The organism is Mesorhizobium sp. WSM4983 (genome assembly GCF_029625765.1).
Taxonomy (GTDB): domain Bacteria; phylum Pseudomonadota; class Alphaproteobacteria; order Rhizobiales; family Rhizobiaceae; genus Mesorhizobium.
Genome location: NZ_JARTVM010000001.1, coordinates 1370093 through 1392570, shown reverse-complemented (window position 1 = coordinate 1392570; position 22478 = coordinate 1370093). Strand labels below are relative to the sequence as shown.

General features: G+C 63.9%; 20 protein-coding genes and 1 pseudogene. 7 read left to right on the top strand and 14 right to left on the bottom strand.

Features of this window, described 5'->3' with window-relative positions; genetic code table 11:
- Nucleotides 1-13: 13 nt before the first annotated feature.
- Both P9254_RS06850 and P9254_RS06845 read left to right on the top strand, forming a co-directional pair.
- Nucleotides 14-907: a branched-chain amino acid aminotransferase gene (locus P9254_RS06850; RefSeq protein ID WP_095781295.1), complete on the top strand. Its 894-nt coding sequence runs from the start codon at nucleotides 14-16 to the stop codon at nucleotides 905-907.
- Nucleotides 908-1250: 343 nt separating this feature from the next.
- Nucleotides 1251-1892: an MBL fold metallo-hydrolase gene (locus tag P9254_RS06845; protein WP_278054722.1), complete on the top strand. Its 642-nt coding sequence runs from the start codon at nucleotides 1251-1253 to the stop codon at nucleotides 1890-1892.
- Nucleotides 1893-1958: 66 nt separating this feature from the next.
- On the opposite strand, the gene P9254_RS06840 is transcribed toward P9254_RS06845, so the two are convergent.
- The 3 genes from P9254_RS06840 to P9254_RS06830 form a co-directional block, all read right to left on the bottom strand.
- Nucleotides 1959-2369: a BA14K family protein gene (locus P9254_RS06840; RefSeq protein WP_278054520.1), complete on the bottom strand. Its 411-nt coding sequence runs from the start codon at nucleotides 2367-2369 to the stop codon at nucleotides 1959-1961.
- A 191-nt stretch (nucleotides 2370-2560) separates the two neighbouring features.
- Nucleotides 2561-2773, bottom strand: a complete 213-nt coding sequence (locus P9254_RS06835; RefSeq protein WP_006202521.1) for a cold-shock protein — start codon at nucleotides 2771-2773, stop codon at nucleotides 2561-2563.
- 239 nt (nucleotides 2774-3012) lie between these two features.
- The gene (locus P9254_RS06830) at nucleotides 3013-3225 is read right to left on the bottom strand and encodes a cold-shock protein (RefSeq protein WP_006202520.1); all 213 of its coding nucleotides are present in this window, start codon (nucleotides 3223-3225) and stop codon (nucleotides 3013-3015) included.
- A gap of 457 nt (nucleotides 3226-3682) precedes the next feature.
- Between P9254_RS06830 and P9254_RS06825 the strand changes: the two genes are divergently transcribed.
- Nucleotides 3683-4078, top strand: a complete 396-nt coding sequence (locus P9254_RS06825) for a Kazal-type serine protease inhibitor domain-containing protein (protein WP_066994414.1) — start codon at nucleotides 3683-3685, stop codon at nucleotides 4076-4078.
- Nucleotides 4079-4248: 170 nt separating this feature from the next.
- Nucleotides 4249-5889: a tetratricopeptide repeat-containing sulfotransferase family protein gene (locus P9254_RS06820; protein ID WP_278054519.1), complete on the top strand. Its 1641-nt coding sequence runs from the start codon at nucleotides 4249-4251 to the stop codon at nucleotides 5887-5889.
- A 142-nt stretch (nucleotides 5890-6031) separates the two neighbouring features.
- Here P9254_RS06820 and P9254_RS06815 read toward each other — a convergent pair whose 3' ends face one another.
- From P9254_RS06815 to P9254_RS06790, 6 genes are all read right to left on the bottom strand, one after another.
- Complete coding sequence (locus tag P9254_RS06815) at nucleotides 6032-6385, bottom strand: DUF1428 domain-containing protein (RefSeq protein ID WP_067326604.1); 354 nt, start codon at nucleotides 6383-6385, stop codon at nucleotides 6032-6034.
- A gap of 109 nt (nucleotides 6386-6494) precedes the next feature.
- Nucleotides 6495-6911, bottom strand: a complete 417-nt coding sequence (locus tag P9254_RS06810) for a VOC family protein (RefSeq protein WP_278054518.1) — start codon at nucleotides 6909-6911, stop codon at nucleotides 6495-6497.
- Between the two features lie 163 nt (nucleotides 6912-7074).
- Complete coding sequence (locus P9254_RS06805) at nucleotides 7075-7257, bottom strand: hypothetical protein (RefSeq protein ID WP_127240506.1); 183 nt, start codon at nucleotides 7255-7257, stop codon at nucleotides 7075-7077.
- A 158-nt stretch (nucleotides 7258-7415) separates the two neighbouring features.
- Entirely contained in the window at nucleotides 7416-8942 is a 1527-nt protein-coding gene (locus P9254_RS06800) for an ATP-binding cassette domain-containing protein (protein WP_278054515.1), read from the bottom strand.
- 393 nt (nucleotides 8943-9335) lie between these two features.
- Nucleotides 9336-12413 (bottom strand): excinuclease ABC subunit UvrB, encoded by a 3078-nt coding sequence (gene uvrB / locus P9254_RS06795; protein ID WP_127325761.1) that lies wholly within the window; start codon nucleotides 12411-12413, stop codon nucleotides 9336-9338.
- A gap of 118 nt (nucleotides 12414-12531) precedes the next feature.
- Entirely contained in the window at nucleotides 12532-13782 is a 1251-nt protein-coding gene (locus P9254_RS06790) for a hypothetical protein (RefSeq protein WP_278054513.1), read from the bottom strand.
- Between the two features lie 118 nt (nucleotides 13783-13900).
- Here P9254_RS06790 and P9254_RS06785 point away from each other — a divergent pair, with 118 nt between their 5' ends.
- On the top strand, nucleotides 13901-14944 hold the full coding sequence (locus tag P9254_RS06785; RefSeq protein WP_278054512.1) for a CapA family protein: 1044 nt from the start codon (nucleotides 13901-13903) through the stop codon (nucleotides 14942-14944).
- Between the two features lie 75 nt (nucleotides 14945-15019).
- Here P9254_RS06785 and P9254_RS06780 read toward each other — a convergent pair whose 3' ends face one another.
- Nucleotides 15020-15544: a YegJ family protein gene (locus P9254_RS06780; protein ID WP_336619642.1), complete on the bottom strand. Its 525-nt coding sequence runs from the start codon at nucleotides 15542-15544 to the stop codon at nucleotides 15020-15022.
- Nucleotides 15545-15795: 251 nt separating this feature from the next.
- On the opposite strand from P9254_RS06780, the gene P9254_RS06775 reads away from it, so the two are divergent.
- The gene (locus P9254_RS06775) at nucleotides 15796-16284 is read left to right on the top strand and encodes a hypothetical protein (RefSeq protein ID WP_278054510.1); all 489 of its coding nucleotides are present in this window, start codon (nucleotides 15796-15798) and stop codon (nucleotides 16282-16284) included.
- A 56-nt stretch (nucleotides 16285-16340) separates the two neighbouring features.
- Here the strand turns inward: P9254_RS06775 and P9254_RS06770 are convergent, their stop codons facing one another.
- Nucleotides 16341-16862 carry a hypothetical protein gene (locus P9254_RS06770; RefSeq protein ID WP_095826559.1) on the bottom strand — a complete coding sequence of 174 codons (522 nt, stop codon included), beginning with the start codon at nucleotides 16860-16862 and terminating at the stop codon, nucleotides 16341-16343.
- 830 nt (nucleotides 16863-17692) lie between these two features.
- Here P9254_RS06770 and P9254_RS06765 point away from each other — a divergent pair.
- Nucleotides 17693-18631 carry a diacylglycerol/lipid kinase family protein gene (locus P9254_RS06765; RefSeq protein WP_066994447.1) on the top strand — a complete coding sequence of 313 codons (939 nt, stop codon included), beginning with the start codon at nucleotides 17693-17695 and terminating at the stop codon, nucleotides 18629-18631.
- Nucleotides 18632-18703: 72 nt separating this feature from the next.
- Here the strand turns inward: P9254_RS06765 and P9254_RS06760 are convergent.
- The 3 genes and pseudogenes from P9254_RS06760 to P9254_RS06750 form a co-directional block, all read right to left on the bottom strand.
- A pseudogene (locus tag P9254_RS06760) lies at nucleotides 18704-19616 on the bottom strand (NAD(P)-dependent oxidoreductase).
- On the bottom strand, nucleotides 19613-20824 hold the full coding sequence (locus P9254_RS06755; RefSeq protein ID WP_278054509.1) for a mandelate racemase/muconate lactonizing enzyme family protein: 1212 nt from the start codon (nucleotides 20822-20824) through the stop codon (nucleotides 19613-19615). Before P9254_RS06755 ends, P9254_RS06760 begins: the two are co-directional and overlap by 4 nt.
- Nucleotides 20821-22437, bottom strand: coding sequence for a GMC family oxidoreductase (locus P9254_RS06750; protein WP_127239792.1), 1617 nt, complete (start codon nucleotides 22435-22437; stop codon nucleotides 20821-20823). Before P9254_RS06750 ends, P9254_RS06755 begins: the two co-directional genes overlap by 4 nt.
- Nucleotides 22438-22478: the final 41 nt, after the last annotated feature.

Genomic DNA, 22478 nt, shown 5'->3' with positions numbered 1-22478 from the left:
GCGGGAGGTTTCCATGGCATCCGTTCCCTTCGATCAACTGGACGGCTTCATCTGGATGAACGGGGAGTTCGTCAAATGGGGCGAGGCCAAGATCCACGTGCTGACTCATGGCCTGCACTATGCCAGCGCGGTCTTCGAGGGCGAGCGCGCCTATGGCGGCCAGATATTCAAGCTCACCGAGCACAATGAGCGCCTGCATGAATCGGCACGCCTGCTCGGTTTCAAGATTCCCTACTCGGTCGGCGAGATCGACGAGGCTTGCCGCACGCTTCTGAAGAAGCAGGGTTTCAAGGACGCCTATGTGCGTCCGATCGCCTGGCGCGGCAGCGAGCAGATGGGTGTTTCGGCGCAGAACAACCGTATCAACTGCGCCATCGCCATCTGGCAGTGGCCGAGCTATTTCGACCCGGCGCAGAAGCTGAAGGGCATCCGTCTCGACGTCGCCGAATGGCGCCGGCCCGATCCGCGCACCGCGCCATCCAAGTCCAAGGCCGCCGGCCTCTACATGATCTGCACGCTTTCCAAGCACGCCGCCGAGGCCAAGGGCTACGCCGACGCCATGATGCTCGACTGGCGCGGCCAGGTGGCGGAAGCCACCGGCGCCAATATCTTCTTCGTCAAGGATGGCAAAATCCACACGCCGACGCCCGACTGCTTCCTCGACGGCATCACCCGCCGCACCGTTATCGGCCTGGCCAAGGACCGCGGCTTCGAGGTGATCGAGCGCGCCATCATGCCCGAAGAGCTCGATGGCTTTGAGCAGTGCTTCCTTACCGGCACGGCTGCTGAAGTAACGCCGGTCTCGGAAATCGGCCCGTACCGATTCGAGGTTGGCGAGATCGCCAAGACGCTGATGAACGACTATTCTGCCGCGGTGCAGCCAAAGCACGCCATCGCCGCAGAATAGATAGTCACAGCCTTTTTGTGCAACGGGGCGGTTCTCGGGCCGCCCCTTTTATTTAGGCGCCTTCGCAGCAATTTGGCGTCTCATGGGTGCGCTCGATCCGGCGACGGCAGCGGAGCAGCCGGTGGGACTGGGCAGGGCGATGGACATACAAAGCGTCATCGTCGGCGCCGGCGCCATCCTCACCGACACCATGCGCGCGGTCATGAACGTGATGAAGAATAGGCTTGGCAGAATTTCAGGCTTCCCATGGGCGGCTATGGCCGCCCATTTCTTTCAGAGGGATCACCGGTGGACGCAGTCGGCTGTGCTCTCTACATCAGGGCAACACCTCGAAAGGAAAGCCATGGGTCAGCTCAATGCCGGCATCGTGCCGGTCACGCCCTTCCAGCAGAATTGCACCATTCTCTTCGACATGGACGACAAACAGGGTGTCGTCGTCGATCCCGGCGGCGACGTCGACAAGATTCTGGCGGTACTCAAGGACAACGCGATCACGGCGAAGGCGATCTGGGTCACTCACGGCCATATCGATCATGCCGGCGGCGCGATGGATCTGAAGGATGCACTCAGCATCGACATCATCGGCCCGCACGAGGCCGATCGGCCGCTGCTTGCCAATCTCGAGAACCAGGCCAAGCGCTTCGGCCTTACCGATCCGGTGCGCAATTGCATTCCGGACCGTTTTCTCAGCGAAGGCGACACGGTCTCTTTCGGGGAGCATTCGTTCGAGGTGCTGCATTGTCCGGGGCACGCGCCGGGCCACGTCGTCTACTACAACCGCGCGGCCAAATTCGCCCATGTCGGCGACGTGCTGTTTCGCGGCTCTATCGGCCGCACCGATCTGCCAGGCGGCGATCACGCCGCGCTGATCACCTCGATCAAAGACAAGCTGCTGCCGCTCGGAGACGATATCGGCTTCATCTGCGGTCACGGTCCGGGCGGCCGCTTCGGCGAGGAGCGCCGGACGAATCCCTTCCTGGCCTGATCCTCTGCGCAAAGAAAAAAGCGCCGCTCGAGGGCGGCGCTTTTGCCTGGACTGGAAACCTAAGTCTTAGTTGGCAACACAGAAATGCTGTTCGCCATCGTTGCCGGTGAATGTGCCGGTACGCGAGTTGAAGGTGCGGTAGCGGTCGGAGCAATACTCGTACCATTCGCGGGTCCACGGCTCGGCATAGCGGTCGGCATAGACGACGCGCGGCTGTACATAGTAGCGGCGAACGGGCCGGTCGACATAATAGCCGTCATCATAGGCTGGGTCGTAGTATCTCGGCCCCGGGTTGCTGAGCGCACTACCGATCAAGGCGCCCGCCGCCAGGCCGACAACGCCCGCGGCGACGGCGTCGCCGCCATGATAATGACGACGATGCCAGCGCCCATCATCAGCATTTGCCGCCGAGAAGGTGGCCAAAGTGGTCGCGGCGACGCCGGCGGCCACAATGGCGGTCTTGAGAATTCGGTTCATTTTCGGTCTCCTTCGCGCCGGCCCGCGTATTGTCAGGGGATGCGGATCGGCTTTAGGAGGGGTTAGTAGAGGACCGTGGCTGAACGGAGGCTGAACGGCACCGCGCGAACGATTTCGCGGCTCGACAAAATTCCGAGCTCTGCGGGAGCGCCCCGCCTGCTCAGTCTCCGTCGGATCTGTCTTGAGCCGGCTTAGCCGATAGACAGGTTGACGGCCTTCGGACCCTTGCCTCGCTTGTCGGGCTCGGTGTCGAATGTCACTTTCTGCCCATCCTCAAGACCGGGAAGGCCCGACGCCTGCACGGCCGAAATATGGACGAAGACGTCCTTCGCGCCATCGTCGGGCGTGATGAAGCCGAAGCCCTTGGCATGGTTGAAGAATTTGACGGTGCCGGTCTGCGGCATGGGAAGCTCCTTTGATCCCATCAAGTCAGTCTCGGGCCGGCAAATTGCCCGAGAGGAAATTTGTCCTTTATTTTAGCGCTATCGGCAAGAGAAAGTTTTCGCCTGCCAATACAACTGTTTGCCGGACAAAAAAGGGCGCGACGGAACCGTCGCGCCCTCGAAAACTCAAGCTTCCTGCGAAGCCGATTCATGATCCTGCCGCGCCGTTCATCAGCGGAAGGACAGGCAGCGTCGCCCGCTCAGGCGGCGCGGAGGTTGACCGCCTTCGGACCCTTGCCCATGCGGTCAGGCTCGACGTCGAAGGTGACCTTCTGGCCGTCGACGAGCGTACGCAGGCCGGAGGCCTCGATCGCGGAGATGTGGACGAACACGTCCTTGGCGCCGCCGTCAGGCGTGATGAAGCCGAAGCCTTTGGTGGCGTTGAAGAACTTTACGGTGCCGGTCTGGGCCATGGGGGAAACTCCTTCACCCGTATCAGTCTCGTGGGCTCGCCCGCTTCCTTGGGCTGATCCCGGTGTTGCTTCGGCAGTCATGCATTCGCGCATGGTCAAAGCCCCCGCCGAAAAACGGGGCCGTCAGAGATTCACACTATCGGGGAAAGGTCGTCCAAAACGTGCCGCTCTCCGGGTCGCAAATGCCCGAACACCAAATTTATTACACGGAAATGTGATGGTTGCAAGACAGCACCGCGGGCGGCCCTCGGCGCGCCCAACGCGAGGCCATCGATAGACCCGGCGCCATGACCGGTCATCGGCCAGTGAAAAGCCGGGCATGGGCCAGTGCGAGAAGCCGACCGGCGATAAATTTCGCCCCGGGCAAAGCACAAGCCGGGGTTGCGTTCGATCCCAAAATGGCGAGGAATTGCGCGAGCTGGCGCGATCGCGCCTGAGCCAGATAGGAGAGGGACCTATGCGATTTCTTGCGGCAATCGTTTCGCGGCAGGGCCTTGTCGCCCTGCTACTGTCGGCATTGCTGGCGGCCTGTACCGTGGTCGTCGACGAAGGACCGCGTCCGCGTCCGCCGAGGCCGCATCCGCAGCTCTGCACGATGCAATACGAACCAGTGTGCGCAAGACGCGGCGGCGACCGCCAGACCTTCGCCAATGCCTGCCTGGCGGAGCGGGCAGGGTATCGCATCGTGCGTGACGGGCCTTGCCGGGATGGCGGCGGTGGCGGCGAGCAAACCTTCTGCACCCGCGAATACGCGCCGGTCTGCGCCAGACGCTACGGCGAGGTGCGCACTTTCCCGAATGCGTGCGAGGCCCGCGCGGCGGACTATCGCATCATCGGCGACGGGCCTTGCTAGCGGCATTGCGGGCAAGTCCTCGGAGCGCTGCCCACACACTTGCATCTGCCGCCCGCTTGGCTTAGGTCCGGCGGGCGGACAAACACGGCAGGTTTCCCATTAACAGAGATCAGAGAAGAGCGGCAAACGCGGGCGGCAAGCCAGGATCGGCGAGCCCCCTCGATCCCTATGTGCAACGGGCGCTGCAGCTGCACCAGGCAGGACGCCGGCAGGAGGCGGAGTCGCTTTACCGGCAGGTGCTGGGGCAGCAGCCTAATCATGCCGCCGCGCTGCATTTCCTCGGGCTCCTCCTGCACCAGACCGGTCGCAGCGAGGAAGGGCTGGACTCCATCGAGCAGTCGGTCACGCTGCAGCCCCAAAATGCCGATTTCCTCAACAACATGGGCACGGTGATGCGCGACCTCGGCCGCGTTGCCGCCGCCGTCGATTTCTTCCGTGGCGCGGTGGACATCCGCCCGGACCAACTCGCGGCACGCGACAATCTCGGCTCGTCGCTGAAGCAGCTCGGCCAGTTCGATGGCGCTGAGGAGATCTATCGCGGCACGATCGGCCGCAACCCGTTCCATGTCCGCGCCCGCATCGGCCTTGCCGAAACGCTGCAGGAAGCCGGGCGGCTCGACGAGGCGATTGCGCTCTTCCGCGAGTCGCTGTCGATCCGGCCCAAGGATGCCGAGCTGCTCTACGGACTGGGCGTCGCCCTGATGGAGAAGGGCAAGCTCGCCGAGGCCGCCGATCTTGCCCGCCAGGCGGTGGCGATCGCTCCGGCGATGGCGAAAGCCTGGCTTCTGCTGACCCAGGTCAAGCGCCAGACAGAGCGCGACGCCGAGCTTGCCGGCATGGAGGCCGAGCACGCCAAGGCGCCGCAGGACAGCCTTGCGCGCATGCAGCTTTCCTTCGGCCTCGGCAAGGCCAATGACGATCTGAAGGATTATGGCCGCGCCTTCGACTATTTCGCCGAGGGCAATGCGATCCGCCGCAAGGGCATCGACTACGACCCGGTGAGAACGCGCGACGAGTTCGAAGCGATGAAGTCGGCCTTCGACAAGGCCTTCTTCGAAAAGCACAGGCCGAGCGACATTTCCGACGACACGCCGATCTTCGTCGTCGGCATGCCGCGTTCCGGCACGACGCTGGTCGAGCAGATCATAGCCAGCCATCCGCAGGTCTTTGGCGCGGGCGAGCTCAGCATCCTGAAGTCGGTCGTCGGCAAGCAGTTTCCGATGAGCATGCCGGGCGGTTTTCCCTCAGGGATAGCCGACATGCCGGACAAGGCCTTTGCCGAGGCCGGGCAGGCCTATATCGACATGCTGCATGCCCGGTATCCGGGCTTCCGCCATGTCACCGACAAGATGCCGGGCAACTTCCTGCTGGTCGGCTTCCTGCACATGATGCTGCCGAAGGCGAAGATCGTGCATTGCGCGCGCGACGCCGCGGCCACGTGCCTGTCGATCTTCAAAGTGCATTTCCGCGGCGACAGCCATCGTTACGGCTACGATCTCGGCGAGCTCGCCGATTTCCATAACCTCTACACCGATATCATGGCGCATTGGCACAAAGTTCTGCCCGGCGTCGTCCACGACGTCCGCTACGAGGATTTCGTCGCCGATCAGGAAGGCCAGACGCGGGCGCTGATGGCGCATCTCGGCCTGCCTTGGGACGACAAGGTGCTGGCGTTCCACGAGACCGACCGGCCGGTGCGCACGGCGTCGGCCGCGCAGGTGCGCCAGCCGATGTATCAGGGCTCGGTCGACCTGTGGAAGCGTTATGGGGAGCGGCTGAAGCCGCTGCTCGTCAAGCTCCAGAACGGATAGGGCCGGGTTGGACTGGTAGGCCGCTTGCTCTCAGCCATCGCAGGCCTGTGAGATTAGCCGCTGCCTCGCAACCTCGTCATTCGAGGGGGAAGCAGGAGCTCCGCTCCTGCTCCGCCCTGGATGAGGACCGAATCGGCTGTGCTCAAACCTCGATAAATGGCTGGAAGCCGCCGAAGATCATGCGCTTCCCGTCGAAGGGCATTGTCGACCAGTCCATCTTGAGACGTTCGTCGGCCATCACTTTCGCCATGACCGCGTCGCGGCTCTGCCTGGATTCGTAAACGACCCAGGCAAAGATGACGACTTCGTCGTCCTTCGCCTGCACGGCGCGCGGGAACGAGGTCAGTTCGCCATAGGGCACGTCGTCGCCGATGCATTCGACATAGGCGAGCGCGCCGTGCTCCTTCCAGACGGCGCCGGCATTCGCAGCCATTTTCTTGTAGTCATCAAGATTTGCCTTCGGCACGGCAAGCACGAAACCATCGACATAGGACATGGGTAAACTCCTTCGCTGAAAACGAGCGCCGGGCCGGCGGGGATACGACCCGGCGCGGGTGAGCGCGTCAGCCCTGGGATTGGCGGCCGACGCTTGCTCGCTGGGAAACCTATTTTACCGGCGCGTTCATCGCCCAGGCGACGCCGAAGGGATCCTTCACCTGGCCCCAGCGGTCGCCCCAGAACATTACCTGGAGGGGCGTGACGACTTCGCAGCCGGCGTCCACCGCGCGCTTCCACCAGGCATCGACGTCGTCACTACCGAGATGGAGTTGGAGCGTATAACCCTGCGCCGCCTGATGCGGATGGCCGTGCTCGGGATAGGCGTCGCCCAGCATGAGCGTCGAGCCGTTGACATAGAGATGGATATGCATGGTGCGGCCCTTGTCGTCCGGCGGATAGGCAAAGACTTCCTCGGCCCCGAAAGCCTTCTTGTAGAACTCGGCCGCCTTGATGGCGCCGTCGACCTGCAGATAGGGGGTCAATCCGCCAAGAACTTTGGCGGGGGGCGGGTTCTGGTCGGTCATTTCACGTGTTCCTCTTCACGGGTTGATTGGGCGTTGCGATCAAAAGACGGACGAGGCGACAGCAATCCTACACGGGCAGCGGAATTTTTTTAGCGGGCCCGGGCCCGGACCGGCCGCGCAGCCGGTGAAGCCGATGACCGTCGCATGAACCCGTTGGTCACTTTCAAATGACGTCGGTCGAGAAGGTGACTGTGCAGCGGCCGTTTCGCGTGTCGAGAATTTCCGGAAAACCGATGTCCTTGCGCAGGTCGGCCGGCAGCGAAAGCAGAATGCGCTCGCTGCGGTAGCGGGCGCGCGCCGTCGCATATTGGCTGGCGATGCGGCTGATGGATGACAAGATGGACATGATAAACTCTCCCTGGTTGGTGCCGTCAGCACCGTGTCGGCATCCCAAGGACGAGGAATGCTGCGGCAATCCGACAGGTCACCGGAATTTTTCATGCGCGCCCGGAAAGCCGGCCCGTATAGGCCGGCCCCCCGTATAGGCCGGCCTTGTCGTGGCTATCAGCGCTCCGTCGCGGCCACCGAGCGGAAGAACCCTTCCGGACCGTCGACTTCGGTCAGCCGCCGCTTCTCGATCAGCCAGAACCGGTTGCCGATCGCGCGGATGAAGGAGCGGTCGTGCGAGGCGAGCAGGCAGCTTGCCTGCTGCTTCAGCAACTCGTCCTCCAGCGCTTCCTGGCCGTCAATGTCGAGGTGATTGGTCGGCTCGTCGAGGAGGTAGAAATTGGGGTTGAGGAGCCGCAGCACCAGCAACATCAGCCTCGACCGCTGTCCGCCCGACAACGCGGCAATCCTTTTCTCCTGGATCTCGATGGCGACGCCGGCGCCGGCGAGAAGCGAGCGGGCGCGCTGCTCGCCGATCTCGAAGCGGCGCGAGACCATCGCCAGCGGGGTGGCGTCGGCGCCGATGCCGGACAGAGCCTGGTCGCTGTAGCCGAGCACGGTCGACGGCGTCACCTTGACGCTTTCTTCCGACCCCGGTTCGGCGATGGCGGCGCGGATCATCGCAATGAAGCGCGATTTGCCGACACCGTTGCGGCCGAGCAGCACGATGCGGTCGCCTTGGCAGATATGGCGCTTGCCGGTCCTGAACAGCAGCGTGCCGTCGGGCGTTTCGACCGCCGGGTCGTCGAGCGTGATCAGCACCTTGGCGTGGGTGCCACGGTTGGCCAATCGGATCGCGCCGGCCGAACGCTCGCGATGCGCTGCCACGGCTGCATCTTCCAGCCTTTCGGCCCGCTCCCTGAGCTGCTTGGTTTTGACCGTCAGCAGGTCGCTGCCGGAATTGATGCCGATGTTGTTGAGCTTGGCTGCCTGCCGGCGCAACTGCTGTGCGACCTTCATGTCGCGCTCGAACCGCCGCGCCGTCGAGGCGTCGACCTCGTCGAGCGCCTGCCGGGCGCGCGAATAGGGCAGCGAAAACACCGGCGATTCTTCCGGGCGCAGGAACAGCGTGCGGTTGGTGGTGGCGTCGAGAAAGGCGCGGTCGTGGCTGGCGATGATCACCGGCACCTCGCGTGGCAGCGCGTTGAGCCAGGTTTCGAGCTGGCCGATCCTGGCGAGGTCGAGATGGTTGGTCGGCTCGTCGAGCAGAAGCACGTCCGGGTCGGTGACCCAGACGCGGGCGATCAGCGCCAGCCTTTGCCAGCCGCCGCTCAAGGCCCGCATCGCCCTGTCGCGCATGTCCCCAGGCACATCGAGCGAATCCAGCACCACGTCGACGCGCCAAAGCTCGCTGCCAAGCTGCTCCGGCGGCAAGGCATCGGCAACCACCTGATGGAAGCTACGGTCGAGCAGCGCGTCGGGGACGGATTGCTCGACATGGCCGACGCGCAAGCCGCGCGTCCGGGTGATATCGCCGCTCGTGGCGTCCAGCTCGCCGGCCAGGCATCTGAGCAGGGTGGATTTGCCACGGCCGTTGGCCGCGACGATGCCCAGCCGGTCGCCGGCACCGATGATGAGGTCGAGGTTGGAGAAGAGCGGCGCACTCATGGTGACGCCGAGGGATTTGAGGCTGATCAGGGCCATGTCGATTTCTCTGGTCTTGCCGGAGCCCGGCTCAATGCACTTTGACGGTGCGCCGGTAGGCCATCAGGCCGAGATCAGCGGCACCACGAAGGGCAGACCAAAAATCGAAGCGGGGGAAAATTCCCGGACCGTCCTGGTCAGCCCTGCAAGCAAGCTCGCAGGGCACAGACAGGGCCGCGTTGACGGTGGTGATCGATAGACACGCAGCCCTCCTTTCCAGATGTTCGAATTGGGAAACTGGGTACACCTCGGGAGGGGGACATGGCAAGGGGCGGCAGGACAGAGCGGAGCGCTGAAACTGCCGACCTCCCTCTTGTGGGCCCATTGTGGGGGAGATGTCCGGCAGGACAGAGCGCTGTCCCGCCGGCATGTCAACATCAATCTCTTCAGAAATCAGTGCCCCGGCCGCCCAGTCTTGCTCGGCCGGCGCTTTTGACGGCGCTCATCGGCTGGGTCTTCGTAAGAGCCGATGCCAGAGCGCTGGCGGACGATGGGTTTATCGTCGCGTTCCTTCGCGCCCCCCTCTGTCCTGCCGGACATCTCCCCCACAAGGGGGGAGATTGGCCGTGGCTTCGTAGGCACCGTTCCTTCGACGGGTTTTTCGGTACGGCGCACCGTCATCTCGTCGAGCGAGTTCTTGCGGAACAGCGACCCGGTGCGATCGCCCGGGATGCCGAAGTCGGAGCCATGCGCTTCCTGCGCCGACTGCTTCTTGAACAGCGAACGCGAGACCGCGCCAGCGGGTGTTGCCATATCGGTGCCCGGTCCCATGTCGTCGATCGAGGGCTTGGCGAAAAGAGGCTTCTTCACCGGCACCGCGCCGTCCGCGCCCATCTCATCGAGATCCGGCTTGCGGAACAGGCCCTTGCCGTCGTCATCGACGGTGCGGTGCACCGCACGTCCCTTGTTGTGCCTGCCTTTCTCGCGGCCGGAAACCGGGCTTTCCATGTCGGCGTAGCGGGCGAGCGGATCGTCCGAGATGGACAGCTCCATTTCGCGCAGCCGCTTGATCTCGTCGCGGATGCGGGCGGCCTTCTCGAAGTCGAGATTGGCGGCGGCATCGCGCATCTGCTTGTCCAGCGCCTCGAGATGGGTTTTCAGATTGTTGCCGATCATGGCGCCGGCATCGTCGGTGAACTGCGAGATGTCGGCGCGCACGTGATCCTTCTCGTAGACGGAGTCGAGGATGTCGGCGATGCGCGACTTGACCGATTCCGGCGTGATGCCGTTGGCCGCGTTCCACTCCATCTGCTTCTCGCGGCGGCGGTTGGTCTCCGCCATCGCCCGTTCCATCGAGCCGGTGATCTGGTCGGCGTAGAGGATGACCTTGCCGTCGACGTTGCGGGCGGCGCGGCCGATGGTCTGGATCAGCGAGGTTTCCGAACGAAGGAAACCTTCCTTGTCGGCATCGAGGATGGCGACGAAGCCGCATTCGGGAATGTCGAGGCCTTCGCGGAGCAGGTTGATGCCGACCAGCACGTCGAAGGCGCCGAGGCGCAGGTCGCGCAGGATCTCGATGCGCTCCAGCGTGTCGATATCGGAGTGCATGTAGCGGACTCGAATGCCGTTCTCATGCAGATATTCGGTGAGGTCTTCGGCCATGCGCTTGGTGAGGACCGTGACCAGCGTACGGTAGCCCAGCCTGGTCGTCTCACGGATTTCGCCGACGACATCGTCGACCTGGCTCTTGGCGGGGCGCACCTCGACCGGCGGGTCGATCAGGCCGGTCGGGCGGATGACCTGCTCGGCGAAGACGCCGCCGGACTGGTCGAGCTCCCAGCCGCCCGGCGTCGCCGAGACGGCGATCGACAGCGGGCGCATGGCGTCCCATTCCTCGAAGCGCAGCGGCCGGTTGTCCATGCAGGAGGGCAGGCGGAAGCCATACTCGGCCAGCGTCGCCTTGCGGCGGAAGTCGCCGCGATACATGCCGCCGATCTGCGGCACTGTGACGTGGCTCTCGTCGATGAAGATCAGCGCATTGTCCGGCACATATTCGAACAGGGTCGGCGGCGGCTCGCCCGGCTGGCGACCGGTGAGATAGCGCGAATAATTCTCGATGCCGGCGCAGGAACCGGTCGCCTCGAGCATCTCGAGGTCGAAGCGCGTGCGCTGCTCGAGACGTTGCGCTTCAAGCAGACGGCCAGCCTTTTCAAGCTCTTGCAGGCGGTATTGCAGCTCTTCCTTGATCGACTTGATAGCCTGATTCAAGGTCGGCCGCGGCGTCACATAGTGCGAATTGGCGTAGATCTTGACGCTCTTCAGCTCGCCGGTCTTCTGGCCGGTCAGCGGATCGAACTCGGTGATCGCCTCGATCTCGTCGCCGAACATCGAGATGCGCCAGGCGCGGTCTTCGAGGTGGGCCGGAAAGATCTCGATCGTGTCGCCGCGCACGCGGAACGAGCCGCGCACGAAGTTGATGTCCTGGCGCTTGTATTGCTGGGCGACGAGGTCGGCAAGCAAGGCGCGCTGGTCGAGCCGGTCACCGACCTGCATCTGGAAGGTCATCGCCGTGTAGGTCTCGACCGAGCCGATACCGTAGATGCAGGAGACGGAGGCGACGATGATGACGTCATCACGCTCCAGCAGCGAGCGCGTCGCCGAGTGGCGCATGCGGTCGATCTGCTCGTTGATCGAGGATTCCTTCTCGATATAGGTGTCGGTGCGCGGGACGTAGGCTTCCGGCTGGTAGTAGTCGTAATAGGAGACGAAATACTCGACCGCGTTTTCGGGGAAGAATTTCTTGAACTCGGCATAGAGCTGCGCGGCCAGCGTCTTGTTCGGCGCCAGGATCAGGGCAGGGCGCTGCGTTTCCTCGATCACCTTGGCCATGGTGAAGGTCTTGCCGGAGCCGGTCACGCCGAGCAGCACCTGGGTGCGGTCGCTTTGCTCGACACCCTCGACAAGGTCCTTGATGGCGGTCGGCTGGTCGCCGGCGGGCTCGAAATCCGACACCATCTTGATGGCGATGCCGCCTTCCGATTTTTCCGGCCGGGCAGGCCGGTGCGGCGTCCAAAGCTGGCCATCCTTGTGCAGCGGATTGCCGGATTCGATGAGCCTCGACAGTGCGGCGACGGTCGCGGTCACACCGCTCGAGGAAACCTGCTCGGCGTCCTCCAGGCTGATGTCGAGGCCGGCCACCGGGTTGAGGCCGGCGGCGGCGCGTTCTTTCGCCGATGCCGCGCCGCCCATCGAGGTGCCGCGCGCCGTGCGCCCGGGCGCAGCAGAGCGCTCGGGGATTTTCTTCGGCGCTTTAGCCTTCGGCTGCTTTTGCGCCTCGCGCTCGATCTGCCCGGCCCAATCGGAGATCGAGCCGGTGAGAGGCGCGCCGGAGAACTCGCTTTGCGGTGCTTCGGCGAAGCCGCCGCGCTCCAGGGGCTCGGCGGCGTCGAGGAATTCGGTCAGCGGACTGCGCCGTTTCGGCGCGCCCTCTTGCGCCGGCGAGGGCGTTTTCTTGTCGGTGCGTTTGGCCATGGCCCGAATATGGGAGGACTCGGCCGAAATGGAAAGAGCGGAGTGAAATGGCGGGTGCGCGCTGCCGAGCCTGCTGACAGAAGGCTGTCAGGAGGCATGTCGCACGCGCCGTTTCGTTTCAGTTGAACCACAGCGCGAATATCAGGAATCCGGCGCCGCCGAACTCGCGCTGAATCTGATTGAAATCGTCGCTGGTGAGGATTTTTCCACTTTCGAGGTAAGGCGCGATGGCCGGGCCGGTGATCGACAGGACGAGGTCGAAAGGTTTCGGCTCGTCGAAGAAGCGCTTCATGTTGATGCCTTTGCCGATGACGCGGAAATGCGGCAGCAGCACGCGGCCTTCGAGAAGGTCCTCAGCCATGGTCAGGGCGGCAAGCCATGCCTGCACTTGCGCCTCGCCGACCTCGAGGCCGGTGAGCGGGTTGACGCCCTTCTGCTGCGGTCCCGGCAGCCATTCGCGGTCATTGTCGGTTTCGGCGCGTATCGCTTTCCAGTCCTCGCGCGAAAGCCGGATCATCTCCAGCAGGTGACGGCGCGCCGCCTTCCGGCGCTCCGGCTCGATCACCGGCCAGTTGACGAGATGCACCAGCGAGATGAAGTCGGCAAAGCGCCATTCCGAGGCGAAGATGCTGCCGCTCATGCCGCCATCCGGCGGGACCAGCGCGTCCTGCAACGGCAGTTTCGCGTGCGGAAACAGCATGTGGAAAGAGCCGTCGAACATGGCTCTGAAATCATGCGCCAGCCAGAAATCGGCCTGCGCCATCAGGAACTCGGCGTAACCTTGCAGCCAGAAACCGTCGGCGCGGTCGAAGCGGAAGGTAAGCGAAGGGGCGGCATCGCTCGCGTCGACGCCGCGTGAGAGCGAGGCCATGATCGCGGCGATGCTTTCGTCCGGCGCGATGTTGCCGTCCTCGTTGAGATCGATACCGGCATGAGCGAGGTCGACCACTATGCCGATATCGGCATCGGCGGGCACCGAGCCCAGCGTGGCGGCGGATTTCTCCAGACGGTCGCGGAAAGCGATCAGGATGGCGCGGAACTTTTCATAGGTCAGCGGCTCGGGACTGGGATTGTCCGGCACGGGCAGCCGCATCAGCGGTAGCATGAAGGATTGCGGGCTCTCGAAACCGTGCCGATGCAGACCGCTGGCCAGGATTTCCAGCGCGGTAAAGAATTCGCCGGCGCCGGCGGCATAGGCCGATGCCGGATCGCCCGGTGCCGCCGCCTCCAGTGCCGCCAGGGCTCTGTTCCGCTCGGAAACGGTTTTCGCCTCGAACAAGGCGGCAGGGTCGGGGCTAGCCGCTTTGGCGTAAGCAAAGGGCAGGAGCAGCAAGAGTGTGAGTGCCACAAGGCCCGACAGTCGCTTCACGATGGATCCTCCCGTCCCAATCCCGCCAGCCACAATACACGGATTTGCGGCGCTTCGCCTGCTGCTTTCTCCTGGCGCGCAGACGGTCTACACACGATGGCAAACGGTTGGGCATCGCGTGTCGAATTATCCGCTTTCCTACAAATTGTCGTGGCTGCCGCGTTTTCTGAAGCCGTCGCTAGGCGGCGACAGAAACGGTTTCGCGGCGGCAGCAGCGACGCTGATGGTGCCGGGGCCAACGCAAACTGTGCGGCTTGCCTTCATCGGCGACCTGTCGGCGGTCGCCAATCGCCGGGTGCCGGAATGCGACCCTGCGATCGCGGCGCTGCTCGCTTCGGCCGATCTCGTGGTCGGCAATTGCGAAAGCCCGATCGTCGAGCGGCCGAGCGCGGTGGCGGGCACGCGGCTTGGCACGCATCACGCGATGAGCGAACGCTTCCTGGCGGATGCGCTGGCAGGCGTCGGCATTGCCCGTGACAGGCTCGTGCTGTCGCTCGCCAACAATCATATCCTCGACCAGGGCGTTGCCGGCTTCGACGAGACGGTCGCGGCGCTGAAGCGGCTCGGCATCCGCACCATCGGCACCGCGGCCGGCGGCCCGGTCCAACACCAGGCCGCCGGGCCGCTGACGATCGGCTTCGCCGCGTTCACGCTTTGGCGCAACGCTGACGAGGCCGAATTTCGGGCGCGGATTTCCATGGCGGGCGATCCGGCCGAATGGCCGCTCGGGATCCTCGCGGACGTCGACTTGCTCTGTGCGGTGCCGCATTGGGACTGGGAGTTCCGACATTTTCCGAGACCTGCGACGCGGGCACTGGCGCGACGGCTGGCGGGTCGCGGCGTCCGGCTGATTGCCGGCCACCACGCCCATGTCGTACAGCCGCTCGAGCGCATCGGCGATGCGCTCGTCGCCTACGGTCTTGGCGACTTCCTCGGCACGGCTTTTGCCAGGCAGCCATGGCCCGGCCGCATCGGTTCGATCCTGGTCGTCGACGTCCGCACGGACGCAGCCGCGCGAGGCAAGATTGCCGCTTACAAACTGCATTTCTTCATGCGCCTCGCCAAAGGCAGCCATGAGCGGCTGGTGCCGGTGGAGGCGCTGGAGGAGGGATTGTTGAAGCGGAAGGTTACCGAACGCCTAAGCGCGATCTTTTCCGGCTGACAGCCGACTTCTGACCCGGACCGACTGGCCGCGGCGAGCTTGCCGCAAAGGCAGCTGTAATGCCTTGGATGCAGTTCAGCAGTCGAAGCCGTATTGGGTGCGCATGTAATCCGCTTCTTCCTTGGACATTTTCTTGAACATCACGCAGACGGTGAAGCTGCCGACCTGATGGCCGTCCCTGGTGTATCCCCAGTCGGAGATATCGTCCTTGGAGAATTCGATGTTCTGGCCGAATACCACGTTGCGGACGAGTTTAGGCTCGTTCGCCAATATGCCGACAAAGCCGGTGGCGGTCCGCTTGAAGGGGATGACCCAGAAATGCTCCGTCGCATGTCCGTCGACCACCATGACCTTCAGCTTGAACCTGCTGGTTCCCGGCGGCGGCGCGTCGGACAAAGCCAGGAAGTCGTCCAGGCTGGATCGTGCCTTTGCAATCGCCGCCGCCATTTCGGCATCGTCCGGGGCTACCATCACCGTTTTGTCGTCACCCTGATCGGTGTCCTGCGCTCGAAGAGGCAAGGGCGCGAGTGCCAGTAACAAGCTTAGTGTGGCGCGAACGGCAAAGGTCATGAAGCCCCCCAACTCCAGGTAGGCGCTCATCTTCCCGCATCGTGCCGGCATTATCAATCAGGCACTGCATTGTTCCGACGCGCCAGCGGCGGCCTTCGTCTGCAGCGTTCCGGTACCCCTATGGTTTTTGCCGGGTGGTCAGTCTATCCGTCACGAGCGGATGGTAACGGGAACGGAAGCGCTCTCGGTCGTCAAAGAGTCGAAAGCGCCGAGCGCCGGAGAGGACAGGACATGCGAATGAAACTTGGTGCCACGGCGATGATCCCGGCAAGGATGCAGACGTGACCTTGCCCGGCGGCAAGACGGCCAGGGTGCGGCTCGACCGCAACGACTTCGACACTTTGTCCGGCGGCAGGTTTTCCCTTGTTCATCCGAGCAGCATTTCCGTCACCAAGACGGATCTCGGCGAGAGCATCACCCAATACCTCGCTGCCTCGGCCCTCGGCACCGTCGTCGTGGTGCAGGAATACGGCAAGATGAATCCGGTGTCGCTCAATCAGCTGATGCTGCAGGAGATGACCAAGGAGTCGGTTCAGGCGGGCGGCACGCTGATACAGGAGCCGACGACCCGCAAGCTCGCCGACGGCAAGCAGTTGACCGGCATCAAAGCCACGGTGAAGACGCGTACCGACAAGGCCGATTTCGAGATCGTCGGCTTCGGTCTTGCCGATCAGGGGCTGCTGTTCATCACGCGCATCGGCGATCAGGACACCGCAACCGAGCAACCGATGATCGACAAATTCTGGCAGACGCTGAAGGTCAAACTGTAAGGCGCGCTGATATTCAAGTGCCTGGAATACCGGTTTCGTGCGCTTCCGGTGCTGGATTACAGCCCGCTCGGCACCAGTCCCGCCAGCCAGTTCGCCGATCGCTTTGCCATGTCCACCGTCGCGTTGGCCGCGCGGCCGAGATCGGTCTTGACCACGGCATAACCAGCCTTGGTGCGATAGAGCACGGCGCTGCCGCCGTCGACCGCGGCCTCGAAGGCAACAGGCCGCGCGGCTTCCGTCTCGCTCGCCGTCACCGTCGTGCCGACCGGGACGCTCGGCCGACGGCTGAGCTCGGGCGGCAATGGGGCAATGGGTTCGACGACGCGGTTCGGCGGCCTCAGCTCCGGCCTTGACGCTTTGGCTGCGAGCTCCGAAGTCGATGCCGACCCTTTGGTGCGGCAGATGCCGGAAACCAGCGGATAATTGAAATTGCGCTGATGCAGCATCTGGCTCTTCATCGCCGCTTCGCAGTCGGCAATCGTCGCCCATTTGGCGGGAGTCTCGCCGATATACTCGCAGAGCTTGGCGTCGCAGTCGCAGCCGACAATGGTCATGGCGACAAGGGCGGTCTTGATCACGGTCTTGTCCCTTTGAACTTCGTTCCCAGGCGATCAATCGCCGGGGAACAAGGCGGGATTTGGCCGCGATTGTGAATTGAGAGTGTCGGCGCGTTGCTTGGCTTGCGACTGTGGCGGGGAAGCATCAGTGGCAGATGCTGGGGAGGTGCAGGACGCTGGGAAAAGGGCCGGTGAAAGGGGCAGCCCAAAAAACAGTCGGCGCTGGGATTGCTCCCAGCGCCTCCCTGTCAGATCAGGAACCGGTTACGGCAGCAACTTCCGTAAAGTCGTCGCGCCAGGCCGGCCTTGATTTTGACGGTCCTGCCAGTCGCCACCCGAAGGCAGCGTCCGTTCCAGACCACGCCGATCTCCACCCTTGCGGGCTTTGCCGGCGCACCATCGAAGGTTTCACCCGCCTTCATGGCAGCATCGGTCCGCCGTCGGCGTTCGCACGCTTTCCGCGGCACCCGTAGGTCTCGGCATCCGTCCCTCCAGCAGGCGAACCTGCTCTCGTTCTGGGCCGTACGGGCCTCAGGAAATCCGCCTTGCGCTTCTGCCTTTCGGCCGGGGCGTTCGGTAGCCGCCTGAGATGGGTTCAATGTATGCCGGGTAAGGAATTTGCGGAATAGACGCGGACCTGTGGATAGCGGGATTATCGGGGACCGATGCGACAAGTCTCGGAATTTGCGGGCCGAACGCCTTAGACAGCCTGTCCCCATTTTCCGCGGTCCTTTCGACGATGAGCCTTGCCCCGCCAGTCGGCCCGCGTTTGAATGCCGGCAAAGTGCTGTGGCGCTGCATCAGCCGAGTCGCCTTGCGCTTCCACGCAATATGCCTCGGGGGAGATCAGGTTGAAGGTCGGGGTGGTTCTCAATCCGATAGCGGGAGGGGGCAAGCTCAAGCGGCATTGGTCCGAAGCCGCCGCATCGCTCAAGAGGCATTTCGGCGATTTCGAGCTGCGCGAGACGCAGACCAGCGGCGACGCCGAGCGATTGGCAATCGACCTCGCGGCCAGCGGGTGCGATCTGGTGATCGCGGCCGGCGGCGACGGCACCGCCAGCGAGGTGGCGGACGGGCTGCTGCAGGCAGAGCATGAGACCGGCCGGACCAGCGCGCTCGGCCTTTTGCCCTGCGGCACCGGTATCGATTTCGCCAGAGGGCTCGGCCTGCCCGACGAAATCGAGGAAGCACTGGCGCGTATCGCCGGCGCCGGCGCGCGCAAGGTCGATGCCGGCCGCGTCTGCTACATCGACGACCACGGCGCGCTCGCCAGCCGTCACTTCATCAACATCGCCAGCCTCGGCCTCTCCGGCGCCACCGATCGCGCGGTCAATGCGGACAAGCGCAAGGGCAGGGTCTCGGCCAAAGCGCTTTTCTTCTGGCGCACAGTGCTGGAATTCATCCGCTATCGCTTCCAGGAGGTCAGGATCACCATAGACGACGGCGAGCCGGTCGAGGCGCGCATGGCGCTGGTGGCGGTAGCCAACGGGAAATTCTTCGGTGGCGGCATGATGATTGCGCCGGACGCCGATCTGTCCGACGGCCAGTTCGATGTCGTCATCCTGCGCGCCGCCGGCAAGCTTGGGCTGATCCGCGACATCCGTCTCCTCTATGGCGGGCGCCACCGCAACCATCCGGCGATCACCATCCTGCGCGGTCGCAAGGTGCTGGTCGAACCGCTAGGCGACGTTGAGAAGAACGGAGCGCTAGTCGACATAGACGGCGAGTCGCCAGGTCGGATTCCGGCAACTTTCGAGATATTGCCCGGCGCATTGACGCTCAGGTGTTGAATCGCCTGCCTGAAGGTTTGATTCCGCCGGTGTGATTAGGCGATTGAAATAGCTGGCTAAAGTTTTGGCGGATTACAGTTCGAGCTTGGCCGGGAAGCCTGGCGCGCGAAGCTCCGTGCCGACCGCATCCTCCAGAAGCTTGACGATCTGGGTCGACCAGGCGCCACCGCCATACTTCTGCCTGCCGACCTCGAAAATCTGGTTGACGAGTGGTGCCAGTTGCAGCGGCACGCGAAAATCCCTGGCCATGCCCAACGCGAAACCGAGATCCTTCAAAGCCAGGTCCATGGTGAAGCCGATGTCGTAGGAGCCGTTCAGGATGAGCTGGCTTTCGGTCTCGTGGACGAAGCTGTTGCCGGAAGACGCGACGATGGCGTGATAGGCCTGGGCGAGGTCGAGCCCGCCCTGGTAATGCCTCGCCGGCGGCGATCAGATGGATGAAGGCCAGCATGTTGGTGATGACCTTGATCACCGCCCCCGAGCCGACCGGTCCCATCAGGAACGATTTGGCGCACATTGCCTGAATCGCCGGCCGGTGGCGCTCGTAGAGCGCGGCGTCCCCTCCTACCAGCGCGGTGATCTTTCCTGCCGCCGCCAAGTGCACGCCGCCGGTGACCGGACATTCCAGCGTCTCGACACCTTTCGCCGAAGCAAGTGCGGCCAGCCGCAGGATCTCGTCGCGGCCATTGGTCGACATTTCGATCCAGGTGCCGCCGGCGGCCAGGCCGTCCAGCAATCCGTCAGAACCGGCGAGCACAGCTTCGCTCACTTTCGGCGAGGGCAGGCAGGTGATCGCATTTCCGGCGCGGGTCGCGGCATCCGCCGGGCTCGCCGCCGCCGTAGCGCCGAGCGCGACCAAACGCGCAACCGCCGCTGGGTCACGATCGAAAACGGCAACAGCGAAGCCGTGGCGCAGCAGGCTGGCGGCAAGGTTGCCGCCGAGATGACCAAGGCCGATGAAGGCGTAGGCGAGGCGCGCGGTCACGGCATCAGCGGCGTCTGCATCATCTGCAGATGCAGGTCCTTGCCGCTATAGGGGTGCGCCTCGCAGATTTCCTCGTTGAGCTCGACACCGAGGCCTGGCTCCTTCGACGGGATGACGTGGCCATCCTGCCATTCGATCTTCTTCTTGAGCAGCGTGGCGTGAAAACCGTCCCACTGCTTCAACGATTCCAGGATGAGGAAGTTGGGCAGAGTCACCGCAAGCTGGATGTTGGCGGCGCCGACGATCGGCCCGCAATAGCAATGCGGCGCGACCTGGATGTGGTAGGCCTCGGCCATGGCGGCGATCTTCTTGGTTTCGAGAATGCCGCCGGAGCGGCCGAGATCCGGCTGCAGGATGGTCGCGGCGCGGTTCTCGATGACGCGCGCGAATTCGAATTTTGTCGTCAGCCGCTCGCCGGTGGCGATAGGAATCGAGGTGCCGCGAGCGACCTGCGCCATCACCTCGGGCATGTCCGGCGGCACCGGCTCCTCGAACCACAGCGGATCGTAGGGCTCGATTGCACGGGCCATACGAAGCGCACCGGAGGCGGTGAACTGGCCATGGGTGCCGAACAGGATGTCCGCCCTGGTGCCGACCGCCTCGCGGATCGCCTTGATCATGCGCGCCGAGAGGTCGACGTCGATCAGGCGCGGCTGATGGCCGTCATAGGCCGTGTAGGGCCCGGCCGGGTCGAGCTTGACGGCGTTAAATCCCTGCTCGACATATTCCAGAGCGCAGGCGGCGGCCATGTCGGGATCGTTGTAGACGTTCTGGCCGCGGGCGTCTTCCGAATGGACGCTGCCGGTGTGCGGATAGAGATAGGTGTAGGAGCGCAGCGTCTCGTGCACCTGGCCGCCGAGCAGCTTGTAGACCGGCTTGCCGGCCTCCTTGCCGATGATGTCCCAGCAGGCCATTTCGAGTGCCGAAAAGCAGCCCATCCCGGAAACGTCGGGACGCTGGGTGAAGCCGGAGGAATAGACGCGGCGGAAGAGGTTCTCGACATCGTGCGCATCGCGCCCGATGAGGTAGCGCTCGGCCATATCCTCGATCATCTTGGCAGTGACATGCGCCGAGAAGGTGGCGTTGTAGGCCTCGCCATAGCCGACCACGCCGCCATCGGTGGTGAGCTTGACGAAGATGAAATACTTGCCGCCGATGCCGGGCGGCGGGTTGCCGACAACCCAGGTCTTGACGTCGGTGACTTTCATTTCTGATCCTCCAGAACCCGCTCGGCGCCTTTCCATCCGGTGAGGATTGCGGCGGCGTTGGTGTTGCCCGTGATGTTGTCGGGAAAGATCGATGCGTCGATCACACGCAAGCCCTCGAGCCCATGCACCCGAAGCCGGGGATCGACGACGGCGCGCGAAGCGTCCGGACCCATGCGACAGGTCGAGACGGGATGGTAGACGGTGCCCGAGCGCTTCCTGAAATCCTGAATCAGATCGGCATCGGAAGTAATTGACGGACCAGGCAAAACTTCTTCCTCGATGATCTCGGCCATTGCCGGCATCGAGGCGATCTTGCGCACGAACTTCACCGCCGCCAGCATCTCGTCGACATCGGCGTTGGTCGAATAGGCGTTCGCCGTGATCTTCGGATAGTCGCGCGGATCCTTCGAGCGGATCATGATCTCGCCGCGACTCGACGGCCGGCAATTGGAAAGGCCGATGGAGAAGCCCGGCCACGGATCGGGCGTCAGGATCGGGCGCTCGCCGCTCTTGGGGATGACGGTGGAGAAGGCCTGGAAATAGAGCTGCATGTTCGGCCGCGCCATCGACGGGTCGGTGCGGAAGAAACCGCCGGCATTGTTCATCGACAACGACAGCGGACCGGAACGCAGCAGGATGTACTGCATGCCCACCAGCAGCTTGCCCCACCATGGCCGCAGGATCTGGTTCAGCGTCGGCAGCTTGCCCTTGAAGGTGTAGTTGATGCCGACATGGTCTTGCAGGTTGGCCCCGACATTGTCGTTGGCGTGGACGACCGGGATGCCGAGATCGCCGAGCAGCGCCGACGGGCCCACACCGGAGAGCTGCAGCAGTTGCGGCGAGTTGACCGAGCCGCCGGAGAGGATCACCTCGCGGCCCGCGCGGACCCTCTTGGTTTCGCCGTTTTGCTGGTACTCGACGCCGACGGCGCGCTTGCCCTCGAACAGGATTTTCGTCGCCAGCGCGTTGGTCTCGACGCGCACATTGTTGCGCTTCATCGCCGGGCGCAGGAACGCGCGGGCGGCGGACATGCGGCGGCCGTTCCTGGTGGTGATCTGGTAGACGCCGACGCCCTCCTGGGAGGCGCCGTTAAAATCCGGATTTAACGGCAGTCCGGCCTGCTGGGCGGCCGCCAGATAGCGCTTGGTCAGCGGATGCACCGCATTCGAGCAATCGGTGATGTGCAAGGGGCCGCCGACCCCGCGCCATTGGTCGGCGCCGGCCTCGTTGTCCTCCAACGCTTTGAAAGCGGGGAGCAGGTCGTCAAAGCTCCAGCCCGCATTGCCGGCGGCGGCCCAGGCATCGAAGTCCTCGCGCGCGCCGCGAATGAAGACCATGGCGTTGATCGAGCTCGAGCCGCCGAGCAGCTTGCCGCGCGGCCAGTGGTCGACATTGTTGCCGAGGCCAGGATCGGGATCGGCCTTGTAGTTCCAGTTGACGGCCGGATCGAAGAAGGTCTTCCCGTAGCCGAGCGGCATCTGGACATAGAAACGGCGGTCGGTTCCGCCTGCCTCCAGCACCAGTACCGAAAAGCGGCCGGAAGCCGAGAGCCTTTCCGCGACCACCGAACCGGCCGAGCCGGAGCCGACAATAATGAAATCATAAGTCTGCATGATGCGCGGGCGGGCTCCGAGATCCGGCTTACCCTAGACAT